The organism is Collinsella sp. AF39-11AT (assembly GCF_003474585.1).
Classification (GTDB): Bacteria; Actinomycetota; Coriobacteriia; order Coriobacteriales; family Coriobacteriaceae; genus Collinsella.
In genome coordinates this window covers 42,885-56,232 of sequence record NZ_QROG01000003.1, presented here as the reverse complement: position 1 = coordinate 56,232, position 13,348 = coordinate 42,885, and the positions used below count along the sequence as shown (strand labels likewise).

Sequence of the window (13,348 nt, the reverse complement as noted above, 5' to 3'; positions counted from 1 at the left end):
GGAGCGGGCACATCCATCGGTGGGAAGAAGATGTCCCTGCACGAGAAAGGGGATCAAACTCGTGCTCTTAACCATAATAGCGATTTCTCAGCCCGTTTTCGTGTGGACTTTCCAAATTCGCAAACGTTTGCGAATTTCACTTCCGAAATTTGTCGAAGAGGCCTTTTAGCCTTCCGAGAATCCCGTGCGGTTTCGTCGGCGTTTCAAAACCGGTATCTTCGGTCTGCTTTATTTGTCGGCCGGCGGGTGCGCTGTTTTTATAGGAAGGGCATCTGGAACTGAGTGACCTTTTCTTCCTCAGTGCCTCTTCTTGCTTCTCGACGGTCGCTTCGGATATCTCCCGGAGTGTGAGGTCGATGTTGTCCCATGAGGTCTCACCTGTCGGTGCGCCTTTCACGGCATAGACCGTGATTGCCGGAAGCGGTGTCTCCAGCCTTACGAGATCTGTTCCTTTATGGCGGAGCGGTTTATCGGATGGTTCTGCCTCGATATGCCAGCTACGCTTGAGAATCTTTTTAGCTGCAGGAGAGTAGAGCCATTCGCGACCGGCGAAACGCGTCGCATGGCCGGTTCCTGTAATTCGTTCTGCCAGGCTCTTTCTGGTATTCCCCGCATTTGCGATATCATCTGTGATGGATATTTCCATGACCGGGAAATCCACGGTGGCATATTTCCGCACATCCTCGATGGCCAAACCAGCAAGCCTTTGAAAAAGGCTTTTCCGATATTGAATTCCTACAACCAGATGATCCAAATGTCGTCAGGGCTTTTACCGGTAGCCTCAGTAGTGCTTTGAACCTTCTCCTATTTACACTTTCAGCCGAAAACGATCCACAGGTCATCTACGCCCCGAGCAGGCATATTGCCAAACAAAAAGTTGGCGCAAAGACAAACTTAGAGACAGTCACTTTGCTCGGGGCGAAAATTGGTCATGCGATCGGAGAGGCAAAACGCTACGAGCGTGATAACAGAGTTGTATCGAATTCTGATTCAAAGCTAACTCGCAGCATGGCGCCGCATGTTCGAATTGCTCATTGGCATCATTACTGGGTTGGCAAGCGTAAGGATCGTTCAGACGGTCAATTCGGTGACGAGTTGGTCTTGAAATGGATTCCGCCAATTCCGGTAAACATCGGTAACGGCGAAGTAATCGAAATGGTTCATCAACAGTTAAGTGACAAGTCACTTGCATCGAAAGTTCCTTCGACGACTGTTGCTGCCGAGAAATTATCTAGGATTAAGGAATCTATGCCGGCAAAGGAAGAAATTCGACAGAAATAATTTTAAGCCTCAATAACCAAATGACTCGATGCTTCTCATCTCAAGTGAAAGGGACTCCGGATTAGATTCTGGAGTCCCTTTTTGTGGCGGTTTTTAACTATAGCGTAGTACTTTGATACAATATTACCAACAAGGGAAGGAGTAATTGAATGGAACTTACGGATGTCGTTGGTGTGTTTTGCGCGGCAGAAGAGTGCATTAAGGACCCAATTTTACAGATGCGTCAGCACAAATTGAAAATGCGAAAAACCGTCGTAAAACCCTGGTTTCAGCTACGGGGAGTGTCAACTGCGTTTAAGCTTCCTGATTGTCTAACATAGCTGTCCGATATGCAGCATCGATTGAGATAATGATTCCACGGAGGTTCCGATATGCCTGTGTATGATTTTGCCGTCTACTCATCCGATGATGGATCGCTGACGCTCTATCATCGAAGGCGGACCTTATTGCCCCTAAAGGGCATGGTTTTCGAGGGAAAACGCGTATCCGCTTGTTTTCGAATCGGAAAGGAAGGCCGTGACCATGGCTGGACTGCGGACAGTAAATGCAAGAAGGCCATGAGCGTCCTCGTCGCTGATGCCGGGATTAAGCCGAAAAAGATCGACTACTGGTTCGTTGATTTCAAGAACCTTCGGTTTGTCGATCTTTCAAAACTCGACACCTTTGACGTCCAACATGCCGGCGGACTCTTTTGCGGCTGCGAGCACTTGGAGGAGGTCTTGATGCCTGCCATCGGTCTACCGTCTGCTATACGAACCGCCTGCATGTTCCAGGGCTGCAGGTCGCTCACTAGCCTCGACATGGCAGGGTGCGACCTGCATAGTGCCGTAGATCTTCATCGTATGTTTTCGGAATGCGGAAAACTGCAACAGGTAGGCGCCTCCACCTGGAACATCCCACGCGCCAGCGATGTCAACAAGATGTTCTTCGGCTGCCAAAACTTGCACGAGGATCTTCGACGTTGGCAGCTCCCGCATCTGACTCTAGCGGATGACTTCAACCGCAATTCTCCCGGCATCCTCGCGCCGGATTGTATCGAGCTCACCCAGTAGGCTGCGTAGCAATAGTAGATGAGTTTAAAAGCGATGCCACAGACGAATCGTGGATAAGGCTTTAGACCATTAGAGGTCGATAATGTCGTTTTAGCGGCCTTACTTGTTTGTCTGGTGATATCGTAGTATTATTGTTTATATAAAGAAAGAGAGGAGGAATCATGATGGATATCGATAATTCGTTTGAAAAAACTCTTAATCCTTGCCTTAAAGATGCGATTGCCGCCTATCTTGAAGGAGAAGAAAAAGCGAAAGCTAACATAGGATATTTGGAATTCGACTGTGACTATTGCCTACTACAAAGTGAAATTAACAGCGCTGAGATTGAGCGTTCGATTACTGAGGAACAGGCATGGTATCTTCGTAAGAAGTATTTAGGAATCAAGAGAACGGATATCTAAATGATTGATTTCACGGATGCTCCTAAGCTTAAGAAAGGCTATGGTGGAGCCAATGGAAATAAGATTTCTATTATGTTAAACGGGTCACGCTGGATGCTTAAGTTTCCTTCTATTTCGGAACGAAGCCCTGAGTTGCATTACACAAAAGGATGTATTTCTGAATATATTGGTTCACATATCTTTCAGTCAACTGGCATTAGCGCTCAAGATACTTTATTGGGTACGTATTTTATAAATGGTAGTGAAAAGACTGTCGTAGCATGTCGTGATTTTGTTGAACCTGGTTTTGAACTTCAAGATTTCGCTTCTCTGAAGAATCAAATGGTAGATTCTGCTAGAAGTGGATATGGAACAGAATTAAAGGATATTCTTGAGACCTTCAATGTACAGGATGTTATTGATCCGGAAGAACTTGAGAATCATTTTTGGAATATGTTTATTGTGGATTCTTTAATAGGAAACTGGGATAGACATAATGGAAATTGGGGATTTTTATACGATTCCACCCACGACGCGCTTAGTATTGCTCCCGTATATGATTGCGGAAGCAGTTTGTTCCCAGAAGCGGGCAAAGCTATGCAAAAAGATATTTTGCATAATAAACAGGCTTTACATCGCCGTTTGTACAGTATTCCAACTTCTTCTATTAAGATTAACGGTAGACGTATAAATTATTTCAATTTTTTATCCTCGTTAGAAAACGATGGATGTAACAGAGCTCTTGAGCGAATGCTACCGCGAATTGATATGTCCAAAATAAATAATATTATTTGGGACACTCCTGGAATTGATCAGGCGGAAAAGGAATTTTATACGGGAATAATTAAGGCTCGGAAAGAGGCTATTCTTGATTATTCTGCAGATTTGCTCAGTCGTGAGAAAGGAATAGTAATTCTTACAAAAGAATTTAAGAGGATGCCCGATCGGTCATTGGCTTCAAAAGATATTTCTTCAACTGAAGCTGCAAAGAAACTTGCTGAAGCAAAGAATTCCCGAGCTAGTAAAGATGAGACTCTTAATAAGTTGAATATAAAAGCAGTAGAAGATAGTCATTTTGATGATTCATCTGATACTTCTTGTTTATAAACGTATTGATAGTATCGCCAAAAACGGAGCTGTCCTGTTGAAGGATGGCTCCGTTTTTGCTATCAAAACAAGCAGATCATTGTCCTTTACTTTGCCGAATGTTCTTTGCTCCAAGTAGCACGACAGGAGTTGCTGCAGAAAGAACGTTCGCCGCCCTGGGTGCCGGAGAGCACCGTTCGCATACAGCGCTTGCAAGTCAGAAAATAATAGCCGGGATGGTTCCTGACGAGGAGCCACATGGCCTCCAATATATTGCTCGGTTTCCGTTCCGGGGCTATTTCCGCCATCTTTACGCCCGTATACGTAAGTTGTGGCTGGAAGAGTATCCCGTCAAATGCCTGAAGCAAACGGTTTGCCAGTTGCATCTGGCTATTTATCGCGTCGTCGTTCATTTTTGAGCTGACGACCATATACCGCCATTTATTTTCCCCGGAATGGCTTTCATGATTGTCCGATCTGTTCTTGACCCGTGATGCCTCTAACGGCGCAAGAAATTTCACGAATTCATTGCCGGGACCTTTAAGATATTGCTCAATCGTAGTTCGGCTAAAGGAATTCTTTTTATCGATAAGGCTGCCGTACAGCGGGCAGAATTGCAGAGCATCGAAGGAGATATCCTTGACTGCTAAGTTTTCCATTCGATAGATCGGATTGAAAGCGATGGGGATTACATAGCAGGTGTCCGTAGCTATATTGAATCGTTTTTTCAGAACTGTGGGATTCACTTGGCGGAACCGTGCGGTTTCCAGAATAGTGTCTGGATCGGCACCGGATCTGTATAGCCCGCCGATGCGCATGAGAATCGAAAGCAGGTTTCTGGCAAAGACCCAGTCGTGCAGCGGTTCGACGATTGCACGAAACTGCGAATCCAGATAGGACAGATCCCCGGCTATGGTGAAGTCGAAGTCGTTGATAAGCTCTCGTGTCGCCTTCTTTTCCGTACGGCCGATTGCCCTATAGCCCATACCAGCTATCTCATCGGGGATTGCGTATGGGTCGAAATAGCATTCCGAAAGCAGGCTCTCTAGATCGGATGGAATGAGATTAAACCCGCACTCAATATCTTGCTGGAGATGGCTAGGTATAAAAGTGCGACGTGAGAGGATGTTTGCTGAAATGTACATGGGTCCGAGATCGCGTGCAGCCAGGACAAGCGATTTTACATCCCTTGCCATCATGAGTTTATTGAAATTGTCGGGATCAATCGGAGGATAATCTACTCCTATATCATTGACTGCCAAGATTCTGACGAGAACATGCATACCCGACTTCCCGTCCCTCGCGATATAGATTTGATTGGTGCGCATATAATTCCCTCTTTTAGTAACGAAACTAGCATGCATCAGTTGAAAGACCGTCATGGTCTGACCGTATCACTCGTTCTCAGCCTGACGGTATACGTGCAGTTCCCATTGCTTGCGCTCGACTTTCGCCACGGCATCCAGAATGAATCCAGTAGCCAGAGAGAGGGCGGCAATAAACATGAACGCCACGGCTAAGATGGCTGTCGGGAGTCTGGGCACGAGGCCGGTGGCAAGGTACTCACTCACTACAGGCATGCCGGCACATAGGCCCCCGATGCAGAACGCCAAAGCGATCAGCGAGAAGAACTTTAACGGGCGGTAGTCCTTGAACAGCGTGCCGATCATGGCGATCACCTTCAGACCGTCACTCACCGTATTCAATTTAGAGACCGAGCCTTTGGGGCGGTCGCGGTAGTCAATCGGAATGTTCAGGATGCGCCAACGATGATCGACGGCATGTATCGAGAGCTCGGTCTCGATTTGGAAACCCTCGGAAAGGACGGGGAACGTCTTGATAAAGGGCTTGGACATGGCCCGATACCCCGTCATGACATCGGAATAGGCATAGCCGTAGATCCACTTAATCATGAAGCGAACCAAATCGTTTCCGAAGCCATGAAACGCGCGGGCGTTCTGCTGCGCATAGGTGCCGTTGGATAGACGGTCGCCCACGACCATATCGGCCTGTTTAGCAAGAATCGGCTCGCATAGGGCTTTAGCCGCCTCGGCCGGATAGGTATCGTCGCCGTCGACCATGAGGTAGCAGTCGGCTTCGATGTCTCGGAACATCTGGCGGCAGACGTTTCCCTTGCCTTGGCGGGGTTCGAGTCTGACGACAGCGCCACGCGAGCGGGCGATGGCGGCGGTGCCGTCGGTCGAGTTGTTGTCGTAAACGTAGACAGACGCCTCGGGTAGCTCGCGGCGGAAGTCATCGATTACCTTGCCGATGGTAAGAGCCTCGTTATAGCAGGGAATGATGACGGCAATCTTATCTCGACTCAATGCAGGCTTCCTTTCAATACAAACCTCCATATAAGGCTAACGTTGTTAATGTGACAGCGCAATAGTGCGATAGTACATTACCTATTATGCTATCATAATATCATCCGACCATCTCAAATAGAAAGTCACCACCATGCAAGTTCTTACTTCCGCGTTCTGCCGCGAGCTTTTCACGTCACTCGGCTTTGCTTACGACGATATACGCCACTGCGATCTCGATGCCCTCCAGGGCTATATCGCCATCGAGTGCGCCAGGTCTCACCGTGCCGGGATGACCCCGCACTTCATGACGCCACGTCGGAAGTCTGACAGCCTGTGCTGCAAAATGAAGCCGGAAGGTGGTCTTGAGAAGGCATATATCAAGATCGACTGTCTTGACCAGTGGAACGGTCGAGAGGCGATAAGCTTCAACGCTGACGGCTTCATCGGCTTCTGTGGATGGGCTGATACGCAGAACAGCCAACCGTTCCTCAATGCTTTTCGACGTTGGCTGACTGAATACATGTTAGAGCGTTCGCGCTGATTTCAAGTGCTTTATTATGGTGTCGTAGTATTGTGATACAATAGATTTCGACGATAAATAAAACCTGGCTGATAGGAGTGGCTATGGGCAAAAGGAAAGTGACCGATAAAGACATCCGTTCGATTGAGTTTGCAATTGATAGTGTGTTTCCCGGTGCATCGGGAGAAGCTGCTAAGCAAGCTTTCCATGTTTTGGTTGAACGGGCCAAAGAGACCGGGAAGCTCCAAAACGATTTGAACTCTCTGCGCCACGAATTCAATACGCTTAAAGGCGAATATAAAAAGGTTTCCCATCGCTTCAGTAAATTCCGTAAGCTCTGCCACGCGATGGCACGTAAGGAGATTGTCGATGCGGATGGGGAGCCCATCTTGTTCGGCGACATTCTGTATGGTGAGGATGGCCGTGCATGGACTGTTCTCGGACCGAGTAGTAAACGTTGGATATTTGTCAGCGGGATGAATGTCGATGGCGAACCGGTCAAACAACTTGTCATGACGAAATGGTTGACTCGTACACCTTGTAAGGCAGAAGAGAAGTAGTGCGATCTAAAACTGATAGGTCTAAAGAGTCGTCTTTTTCGGGCGACTCTTTTTAAGCTCTATAATCGGTGGGCTGTAGACTGGTTAAAGGGGAAGGTCAACTAAATGGCAAAGCTAATCGTCGGTCAAAATGACCTGGCGACAGTCAATCCGGATTTGGCAGCGGAGTGGCATCCGACGAAGAATAACTGCCTTCGACCGACGCAGGTGACTGCCGGATCCAACCGAAAGGTCTGGTGGAAAGGAACATGCGGGCATGAGTGGGAGGCGGTAATCGGAAATAGGAGCAGGGGAATTGGATGTCCCCATTGTTCAAAGAGACATGTCGTCGAAGGCGTTAACGACCTCGTCACGGTGAATCCAAGCCTGGCCGCCGAATGGCATCCCACGAAGAACGGTAGGCTTCGCCCGATGCAGATTGCCGGAAAATCCAACAAGAAGGCGTGGTGGTTGGGAAAGTGCGGGCATGAGTGGGAGGCTGCCATATATTCAAGGGCGGCAGGGAAAGGCTGTCCCTATTGCCATGGCAAAAAGGAAAGATAAGAATTAAGACTGCAGATACCGTTTCTGGGCTATCACGGAAGACAATGATTGGTTTTGCAGGAAAGTTTTTGGGAATTTTCAAAACTAACCGGTAGAAATATTAGTAGCAGCTATACTAAAGATGACGCGAGGGTGCGCTTAACGGTTTTGCAGAACCGGCGCCCTACGTGGATAGAAACAGGTTTTGAGGCTTTCACCTCGTCACTGAAGTCGTCCTTGCAGGGGCGGCTTCAGTCATTTAATAGGTCGAATTTAACGACCCAGAATGATCTGCACGGTCGTAAGCAGGAGAGCTACGACTAAAAGACGTAGCATGTCCATATGACCACCTCCCCGAAAACTCGGGTAGGGCTTCAGCGCACCCCGCGCCTTTGCTGATTGTATCAGGTATCATTTCGTCCTGCAAAAAAGACCCCGGATTAAACCCGAGGTCTTTCTTTTTACCGGTAAATTCTCATCGCTAGTGCCATGGTACTATGGTACAATCTATTTACCAAATGTAAGAGGAGAGGAACGATGTACATTACTCCCAGTGACCGGCGACGTCGACAACCCAATGTTGTCCCGTAGCCTGCTGTTCATAATGTCCTTGGTCCTCAGAGGTGGTATACGAATCATTGATTGCAGAACCGCCGTTAGGATGCTGCGCATCGCCAAAAGTAGCGTGAGCGTGAGCGTCCATTTCGGCTGCAGATCCAAATGCTGCGTGGCATGCACTGCAGATCCAACGTTCATGGCGCGTATAAACCACATTCGGCACCCAGACCTGGCTGTAATCTGTCTCCCAGTGGCCCTGCTCGGCAACCCACTTCTTCTGGCTGCCGCCGTTGGAAGAGGAATTGTTGCTGCCGGAACTCTGCGAATTGCCGGAATTCTGCTTGGACTGGGAGGAATCGCCCTTGTTGTCCGACTTCGAGGAATCGGAAGACTTGTTATCCTCCTTCTTGGAGTCATCGGACTTCTGGTCCTTGTCGTCGGATTCTTTCTTCTCCTCGGTCTTGGTTCCAGTCGAGATAGGGGTTCCGTCCGGTTTCTTCACGGTACCGGCATTCTGGTCATAACCCTGGTCATGCACGCCATCGGTGGACCAGATGTCATCGGCGATCACATGTCCGCCGGATCCGTTGATGATGTCGACTGTTGATCCTCCGGTCGGTGCCTTTGTGACATCGTATGCGACGGCGACTTTGATGTTGCCGTCCTTGTCAGTGGTAACCCACGTCACATCGACGGCACTGACGCCCTTGATTTTCTTTCCGTTGAGTACGGCAGCGAGGGCGGCGGATCGGCGTGCGGTCGAATCGACCATTTTGGCTGCATCGTCCTCGGAAACCTGGGTCACGAGGACGCGGCCGCTTTTGGCATCGACCCGTACCTGATCAGAAGCGATCGACAGATCGGCATCGTCCAGCTTGAGCGTCGAGCATAGCTTGGCGATATCGGAAGTCGACAGATTGTCCGTCTTTTCCTCAGAGTTGTCCTTGACCGGTGCGACGGTTTGCTCCTGCTCGGCCGGCTGAGTGTTCGCTGTCTTATGGGAACTCAACGCGAATGCGCCGATACCGAGACCGGCGATGAGCACGACGCCTGCGGCGATCGCGATGATCTTCTTGCGCCCGCCTCGGTCACCGGTCGACGTATCCCCATACACCGGAAGTTCCTCGGTGAGACCGGCATCGTTCTCGCCCTCGGTGGGGATGGGGTCTGTCGGTTTCATATCGCCGCTGTCGTAAACGGGCGGCTCGTTGTTCATGTTCATATCATCCATTTGCATATCCTCCTTATGCTGTCTTTGGTGCTTCATCCTGGATGGATGAATTCGGGAGCGGTGCGATCTGAACGATCGGCTTGCTTCCCTTCAGGACGACGATCGGCTTTCCAGTCGTCGCCACGTCTTTTGCGATGCGGGAGAAATCCCGTTTGACTTGTGAGATTCCAAGCATCAGTGGAATATCGCTGTCCATTGTATCGCCTTCTAAAACTGAACCCGTACCTATATCTACAGTTCTTATACCACAATAGCGCTGTTTTTAACGCTATTTTTGGAGTTATCTAATATACTTTTCAGTTAAATCATATGTTCTGTCTGCTTGCATGGACAAATGGTTTCTTACTCGAAGAAGTCTTTTGTAAACAGCGTCTATAGGTAGACTGCTGTTTTTATTAAACGGTATGGCAATTTCCTTGAAAATTGCTTTTAAGGCAGTCAAGTCGTCATTGAGCCTGGCAATTTTAGACGCACTGTCCATGTCTCGACTGCTAACAGAAGTCTAATCTAAGTCATATCCTGCTTCCATTGCGCATAGTGACCAAAACACTCTTTGAGTCCTCCCGTTACCTTCTCTAAAAGGATGAATATAGTTCACATTTGAAAAATGGTATGCAAGACGATCGGCAAACGATAATTGATTTAAACCTTGGAGATTATGGTCTTCACCAAGTTCTTGCATTGAATTATAGAAAGCTGGTTCGATTAGGGCCGAAGGCGCAAAATTAGAATTGTCTGGATCTCCAACTTTGTGTATTTCAACAGTTCTGATTTGTCCAGCCCACGGATATACTTTGCCAATTGACACTCCCCGTAGTTGAAACCAGGGGATTCTCAGTTCTGCGAGGTCTGCCGTCGGGGACCGATATAGTCCTCTAGGGTCTTACGTCCTCTCCCCGAGCGTTTAGGCGGTTATAGCCGCCACGGTTCCCGCGTGCCCCGCGGTACCTTGCGTGTTGGAGAGGATGCGTTTCCCTTCCGTCAGTATGTTTCTCGCCGCGTTGACGTCGCGGTCGTGGTGCGCACCGCACACGGGGCAGTCCCACGACCGCACCGACAGCGGCAGGGCGTCGAGCCTGTGCCCGCAGGCCGAGCAGGTCTTGCTCGACGGGTAGAAGCGGCCAATCTTGACAAGGGAGCGCCCACGCTCGGCGCACTTGTACTCAAGCAGCCGTGCGAACTCACCGAACGAGGCATCCGACACGGCTTTCGCCAGATGATGGTTTCGCACCATGCCCTTGGCATTCAGGTCCTCCATGCACAGGACTTGGTTCTCGTCCGCGAGCATGGTCGTGACCTTGTGAAGGGCATCGGTTCTGGCATCGGCGATATTGGCGTGGATCCTGGAGACCCTCTTCCGCTGCTTCATGTACCTGCCGCTCGGCTTCTCGCCCCTGCGTGCGCCCTTCCTGCGGGAGAGCCTGCGCTGCTCCCGCGCGAGCTTGCGCTCGTATTTCTTGAGATGACGCGGATTCTCGATTTTCGTGCCGTCCGAGAGAGTCGCAAGCGTCTCGACGCCGAGATCGATTCCGACCTCCCGGTCGGTCGCGGTCGTGTTCTTAGCCGGCACGTCGGTGCAGAGGAAGGTGGCGAAGTAACGGCCGGCCGCGTCCAGGGAGACCGTGACCGACATGAAACGCCCCTGGAGCGGTCGGGATACCTTAGCCCGGACAGTCCCGAGCTTCGGCAGCGCGATATGGTTGCGGTCGAGGACCTTGCCGCCGTTGGTGCGGTAGGACTGCCGGGCGTGCCGGCGCGACTTGAACTTGGGGAAGCCCGGCTTCCCGCCCTCGCGCACGCGTCGGAAGAAGTTCTTGTAGGCGCGGTCGAGGTCGCGGATGGACTGCTGGAGCGCCATGGAGTCCACTTGCGCGAGCCAGGAGGTCTCGGGGTCGCGCTTCCACGCAGGGATCATCTTGATCAGATCATTGGTGGCGATACTCTTCCCGGTCTCGCTGTAGGCGGTCTTCTTGACATCGAGGGCGCGGTTGTACACGAAGCGGCAGCAACCGAACATCCGCGCGATCTGGTCGCGCTGTGACTCATTCGGGTAAATTCGGTATTTGAATCCGCGTTCCATCGGCTAGACCTCCTTCTGTCTCTCTATGTATTTCCTCACCTGCGCGAGCGGTGCACCTCCCACGGTCGACACGAAGTAGCTGTTCGTCCAGAGCGTCGGTATACGGCTCTTGAGCCACGGGAACTCCTCGCGCAGGTCGTGGCTTGACCTCCCCTTGATGCGCTTGATCGCCCGGTGGATGCTCAGCTGGGGATCGATTGACAGGAGCAGGTGGACGTGGTCGGGCATGACCTCCATCTCGGCAATCTCGAACCCGAGCTCGTCGGCGACTTCCCATGCGATCTCCTTGAAGCGCTCGTCGACTCCGTCCACGAGGACGGGCCGACGGTACTTCGGGCAGAAGACCACATGGTAGTTGCAGGAGAAAACTATGTTGCGGTTACTCTTGTACTTCATGGTATAGATATTATACAGTATTGAGCTGCATAATATCTACCGTCTTATATCCCCGTAGTTGAAACCAGGGGTTTTACGACGGTTTAGATAAAGAAGCATGGATATATTGCAGGTCTTCAAGAGAATAGCTGACTCTAAATTTTTCGTCATATAACTTCAAAAGCCCAATAGAAACGAAGTCCGCTTCTATTTGATCGAGTTCTGATTGAGTTTTTGCACCTATCGAATTGATGAGAAGTCCTGTTTCAGTATCAATATATGGGTCGACAAAGGACATAGGTGGCTACCTTTCTAGCTGAGACGGTGAAATGCCGTAGTGCTTGCAAAGGCGGCGATCAAATTCAGCAAGGTCGATTTCATCGTTGCAATACCTGCTTGCTTCTTCAAGAAAGAAATCAGAAACTCTTTTACCTTCCAAGGTGTTCGTATATATAGCTTCTGCAACAAACTTTGGGCGATCGTTTTTTTTGATCATTCTTTTGCTCCTTTCTAAAAGTATAATATCATTATACCATGTCTGTATTATGATACAAGTGTACTACGCCCTTACCGAGACCGTCGTAAAGCCCCTGGATTTATCTATGGGGAGTGTCAATGAACAAAAATAAGAAGCGTTCTCGCTCGACCGCCCGTATTCATCGAAGAGCAGGTGACGAGTGTGATTGCGCGGGTTGCGTTTGCAATCGTGGCGTCGCAGTCATCACTGACGGCGGTCGCGTCTTTTTTCATATCCAAAAGCCACGACCGTACTTCCTCTGCGGAAGTGAAATCGAACGTCTGGATTGGCTGGTATTTCTTATCGACAGACATCGCCATGACAGGTTTGAGAACCTGCCGTCCTTTATCGGGGGTGAACCAATACATCTCGCCGATCTTGTCGAATTCCGCTTGCCTGTAGGTCGCGAAAATAGGGGAGAAGATCTGACCGGTAAACCCCATGTGGTGTCCGTATACGAGTGCGTGTGGTCCGTCTGCCGTACCCCTTGCGTCTAGGTATGGGCAACCGGCGAAAGACGGATTACGGTCGAAATCGTGGCTCAGATAGAAGTCCGCGGGGTCTCCCTTACGTGTATTTACGACGGGAAGGTCGATAGTTGTTCCCTCGACCCTGAGCCAAGCCGCGATATCCTGATTGCGGCCGCGAAGCATGGTCCAGTCGATTCCGTCTGCCGTCTGAGCCTCAGCGTCCTTTGCGAGGCTATCGTATTCCCAGCCTTCTTTAACCGTCTCTCCTCCCAGCAGAAGGGCTGCGGCCGCGGATAGGATGCAGATGACGAGCAGCATCCCGTTAACGATCTTGCTTATCCTTTTCTTTTTCGTCATGTTCAATTCCTTTCCTTTTTAGTGAAAAAGGGGCCATCGGGTTGCCCCGA

At 50.0% G+C, this 13,348-nt stretch carries 18 protein-coding genes; 7 read left to right on the top strand and 11 right to left on the bottom strand.

Features of this window, described 5'->3' with window-relative positions:
• Window positions 1–136 precede the first annotated feature (136 nt).
• A complete protein-coding gene (locus tag DW037_RS02140) occupies window positions 137–694 on the bottom strand; it encodes a hypothetical protein (protein ID WP_118372729.1) in 558 nt (185 codons plus the stop codon).
• 98 nt (window positions 695–792) lie between these two features.
• Between DW037_RS02140 and DW037_RS10455 the strand changes: the two genes are divergently transcribed.
• The 4 genes from DW037_RS10455 (at window position 793) to DW037_RS02125 (ending at window position 3,820) form a co-directional block, all read left to right on the top strand.
• Window positions 793–1,281 (top strand): hypothetical protein, encoded by a 489-nt coding sequence (locus DW037_RS10455; protein WP_147351995.1) that lies wholly within the window; start codon window positions 793–795, stop codon window positions 1,279–1,281.
• Between the two features lie 557 nt (window positions 1,282–1,838).
• Entirely contained in the window at window positions 1,839–2,333 is a 495-nt protein-coding gene (locus DW037_RS02135) for a BspA family leucine-rich repeat surface protein (protein WP_158571906.1), read from the top strand.
• Window positions 2,334–2,494: 161 nt separating this feature from the next.
• Entirely contained in the window at window positions 2,495–2,734 is a 240-nt protein-coding gene (locus DW037_RS02130) for a hypothetical protein (protein WP_118372727.1), read from the top strand.
• Complete coding sequence (locus DW037_RS02125; RefSeq protein ID WP_118372726.1) at window positions 2,735–3,820, top strand: HipA domain-containing protein; 1,086 nt, start codon at window positions 2,735–2,737, stop codon at window positions 3,818–3,820.
• A gap of 86 nt (window positions 3,821–3,906) precedes the next feature.
• Here the strand turns inward: DW037_RS02125 and DW037_RS02120 are convergent, their stop codons facing one another.
• Complete coding sequence (locus tag DW037_RS02120) at window positions 3,907–5,127, bottom strand: hypothetical protein (RefSeq protein ID WP_118372725.1); 1,221 nt, start codon at window positions 5,125–5,127, stop codon at window positions 3,907–3,909.
• A 66-nt stretch (window positions 5,128–5,193) separates the two neighbouring features.
• A complete protein-coding gene (locus DW037_RS02115; RefSeq protein ID WP_233542218.1) occupies window positions 5,194–6,126 on the bottom strand; it encodes a glycosyltransferase family 2 protein in 933 nt (310 codons plus the stop codon).
• A gap of 133 nt (window positions 6,127–6,259) precedes the next feature.
• Between DW037_RS02115 and DW037_RS02110 the strand changes: the two genes are divergently transcribed.
• The 3 genes from DW037_RS02110 to DW037_RS02100 all read left to right on the top strand — a co-directional run bounded on the left by DW037_RS02110 (window position 6,260) and on the right by DW037_RS02100 (window position 7,731).
• Window positions 6,260–6,649 (top strand): hypothetical protein, encoded by a 390-nt coding sequence (locus DW037_RS02110; protein ID WP_118372723.1) that lies wholly within the window; start codon window positions 6,260–6,262, stop codon window positions 6,647–6,649.
• Between the two features lie 83 nt (window positions 6,650–6,732).
• Entirely contained in the window at window positions 6,733–7,188 is a 456-nt protein-coding gene (locus DW037_RS02105) for a hypothetical protein (protein WP_118372722.1), read from the top strand.
• 105 nt (window positions 7,189–7,293) lie between these two features.
• Window positions 7,294–7,731: a zinc-ribbon domain-containing protein gene (locus DW037_RS02100; RefSeq protein WP_118372721.1), complete on the top strand. Its 438-nt coding sequence runs from the start codon at window positions 7,294–7,296 to the stop codon at window positions 7,729–7,731.
• A 523-nt stretch (window positions 7,732–8,254) separates the two neighbouring features.
• On the opposite strand, the gene DW037_RS02095 is transcribed toward DW037_RS02100, so the two are convergent.
• The 8 genes from DW037_RS02095 to DW037_RS02065 all read right to left on the bottom strand — a co-directional run bounded on the left by DW037_RS02095 (window position 8,255) and on the right by DW037_RS02065 (window position 13,298).
• Window positions 8,255–9,499, bottom strand: coding sequence for a hypothetical protein (locus DW037_RS02095; RefSeq protein WP_233542217.1), 1,245 nt, complete (start codon window positions 9,497–9,499; stop codon window positions 8,255–8,257).
• A 13-nt stretch (window positions 9,500–9,512) separates the two neighbouring features.
• Window positions 9,513–9,695: a type II toxin-antitoxin system Phd/YefM family antitoxin gene (locus tag DW037_RS02090; RefSeq protein ID WP_118372719.1), complete on the bottom strand. Its 183-nt coding sequence runs from the start codon at window positions 9,693–9,695 to the stop codon at window positions 9,513–9,515.
• A 306-nt stretch (window positions 9,696–10,001) separates the two neighbouring features.
• Window positions 10,002–10,307: a Fic family protein gene (locus tag DW037_RS10875; protein WP_158571904.1), complete on the bottom strand. Its 306-nt coding sequence runs from the start codon at window positions 10,305–10,307 to the stop codon at window positions 10,002–10,004.
• 96 nt (window positions 10,308–10,403) lie between these two features.
• On the bottom strand, window positions 10,404–11,579 hold the full coding sequence (tnpB, locus tag DW037_RS02080) for an IS200/IS605 family element RNA-guided endonuclease TnpB (RefSeq protein ID WP_118372717.1): 1,176 nt from the start codon (window positions 11,577–11,579) through the stop codon (window positions 10,404–10,406).
• 3 nt (window positions 11,580–11,582) lie between these two features.
• Complete coding sequence (gene tnpA, locus DW037_RS02075; RefSeq protein WP_118372716.1) at window positions 11,583–11,975, bottom strand: IS200/IS605 family transposase; 393 nt, start codon at window positions 11,973–11,975, stop codon at window positions 11,583–11,585.
• Between the two features lie 73 nt (window positions 11,976–12,048).
• A complete protein-coding gene (locus DW037_RS10450) occupies window positions 12,049–12,252 on the bottom strand; it encodes a hypothetical protein (protein WP_147351994.1) in 204 nt (67 codons plus the stop codon).
• A 6-nt stretch (window positions 12,253–12,258) separates the two neighbouring features.
• Complete coding sequence (locus DW037_RS02070; RefSeq protein WP_118199908.1) at window positions 12,259–12,450, bottom strand: antitoxin VbhA family protein; 192 nt, start codon at window positions 12,448–12,450, stop codon at window positions 12,259–12,261.
• 116 nt (window positions 12,451–12,566) lie between these two features.
• The gene (locus tag DW037_RS02065; RefSeq protein ID WP_118372715.1) at window positions 12,567–13,298 is read right to left on the bottom strand and encodes a class B sortase; all 732 of its coding nucleotides are present in this window, start codon (window positions 13,296–13,298) and stop codon (window positions 12,567–12,569) included.
• Window positions 13,299–13,348 lie beyond the last annotated feature (50 nt).

Excerpts from the sequence above, each read along its gene's own strand:
- DW037_RS02135 (WP_158571906.1), top strand. The coding sequence starts at position 1,839 with ATGAGCGTCCTCGTCGCTGATGCCGGGATTAAGCCGAAAAAGATCGAC.
- DW037_RS02130 (WP_118372727.1), top strand. The coding sequence starts at position 2,495 with ATGATGGATATCGATAATTCGTTTGAAAAAACTCTTAATCCTTGCCTT.
- DW037_RS02125 (WP_118372726.1), top strand. The coding sequence starts at position 2,735 with ATGATTGATTTCACGGATGCTCCTAAGCTTAAGAAAGGCTATGGTGGA.
- DW037_RS02120 (WP_118372725.1), bottom strand. The coding sequence starts at position 5,127 with ATGCGCACCAATCAAATCTATATCGCGAGGGACGGGAAGTCGGGTATG.
- DW037_RS02110 (WP_118372723.1), top strand. The coding sequence starts at position 6,260 with ATGCAAGTTCTTACTTCCGCGTTCTGCCGCGAGCTTTTCACGTCACTC.
- DW037_RS02105 (WP_118372722.1), top strand. The coding sequence starts at position 6,733 with ATGGGCAAAAGGAAAGTGACCGATAAAGACATCCGTTCGATTGAGTTT.
- DW037_RS02100 (WP_118372721.1), top strand. The coding sequence starts at position 7,294 with ATGGCAAAGCTAATCGTCGGTCAAAATGACCTGGCGACAGTCAATCCG.
- DW037_RS02095 (WP_233542217.1), bottom strand. The coding sequence starts at position 9,499 with ATGGATGATATGAACATGAACAACGAGCCGCCCGTTTACGACAGCGGC.
- DW037_RS02090 (WP_118372719.1), bottom strand. The coding sequence starts at position 9,695 with ATGGACAGCGATATTCCACTGATGCTTGGAATCTCACAAGTCAAACGG.
- tnpB (WP_118372717.1), bottom strand. The coding sequence starts at position 11,579 with ATGGAACGCGGATTCAAATACCGAATTTACCCGAATGAGTCACAGCGC.
- tnpA (WP_118372716.1), bottom strand. The coding sequence starts at position 11,975 with ATGAAGTACAAGAGTAACCGCAACATAGTTTTCTCCTGCAACTACCAT.
- DW037_RS10450 (WP_147351994.1), bottom strand. The coding sequence starts at position 12,252 with ATGTCCTTTGTCGACCCATATATTGATACTGAAACAGGACTTCTCATC.
- DW037_RS02070 (WP_118199908.1), bottom strand. The coding sequence starts at position 12,450 with ATGATCAAAAAAAACGATCGCCCAAAGTTTGTTGCAGAAGCTATATAT.
- DW037_RS02065 (WP_118372715.1), bottom strand. The coding sequence starts at position 13,298 with ATGACGAAAAAGAAAAGGATAAGCAAGATCGTTAACGGGATGCTGCTC.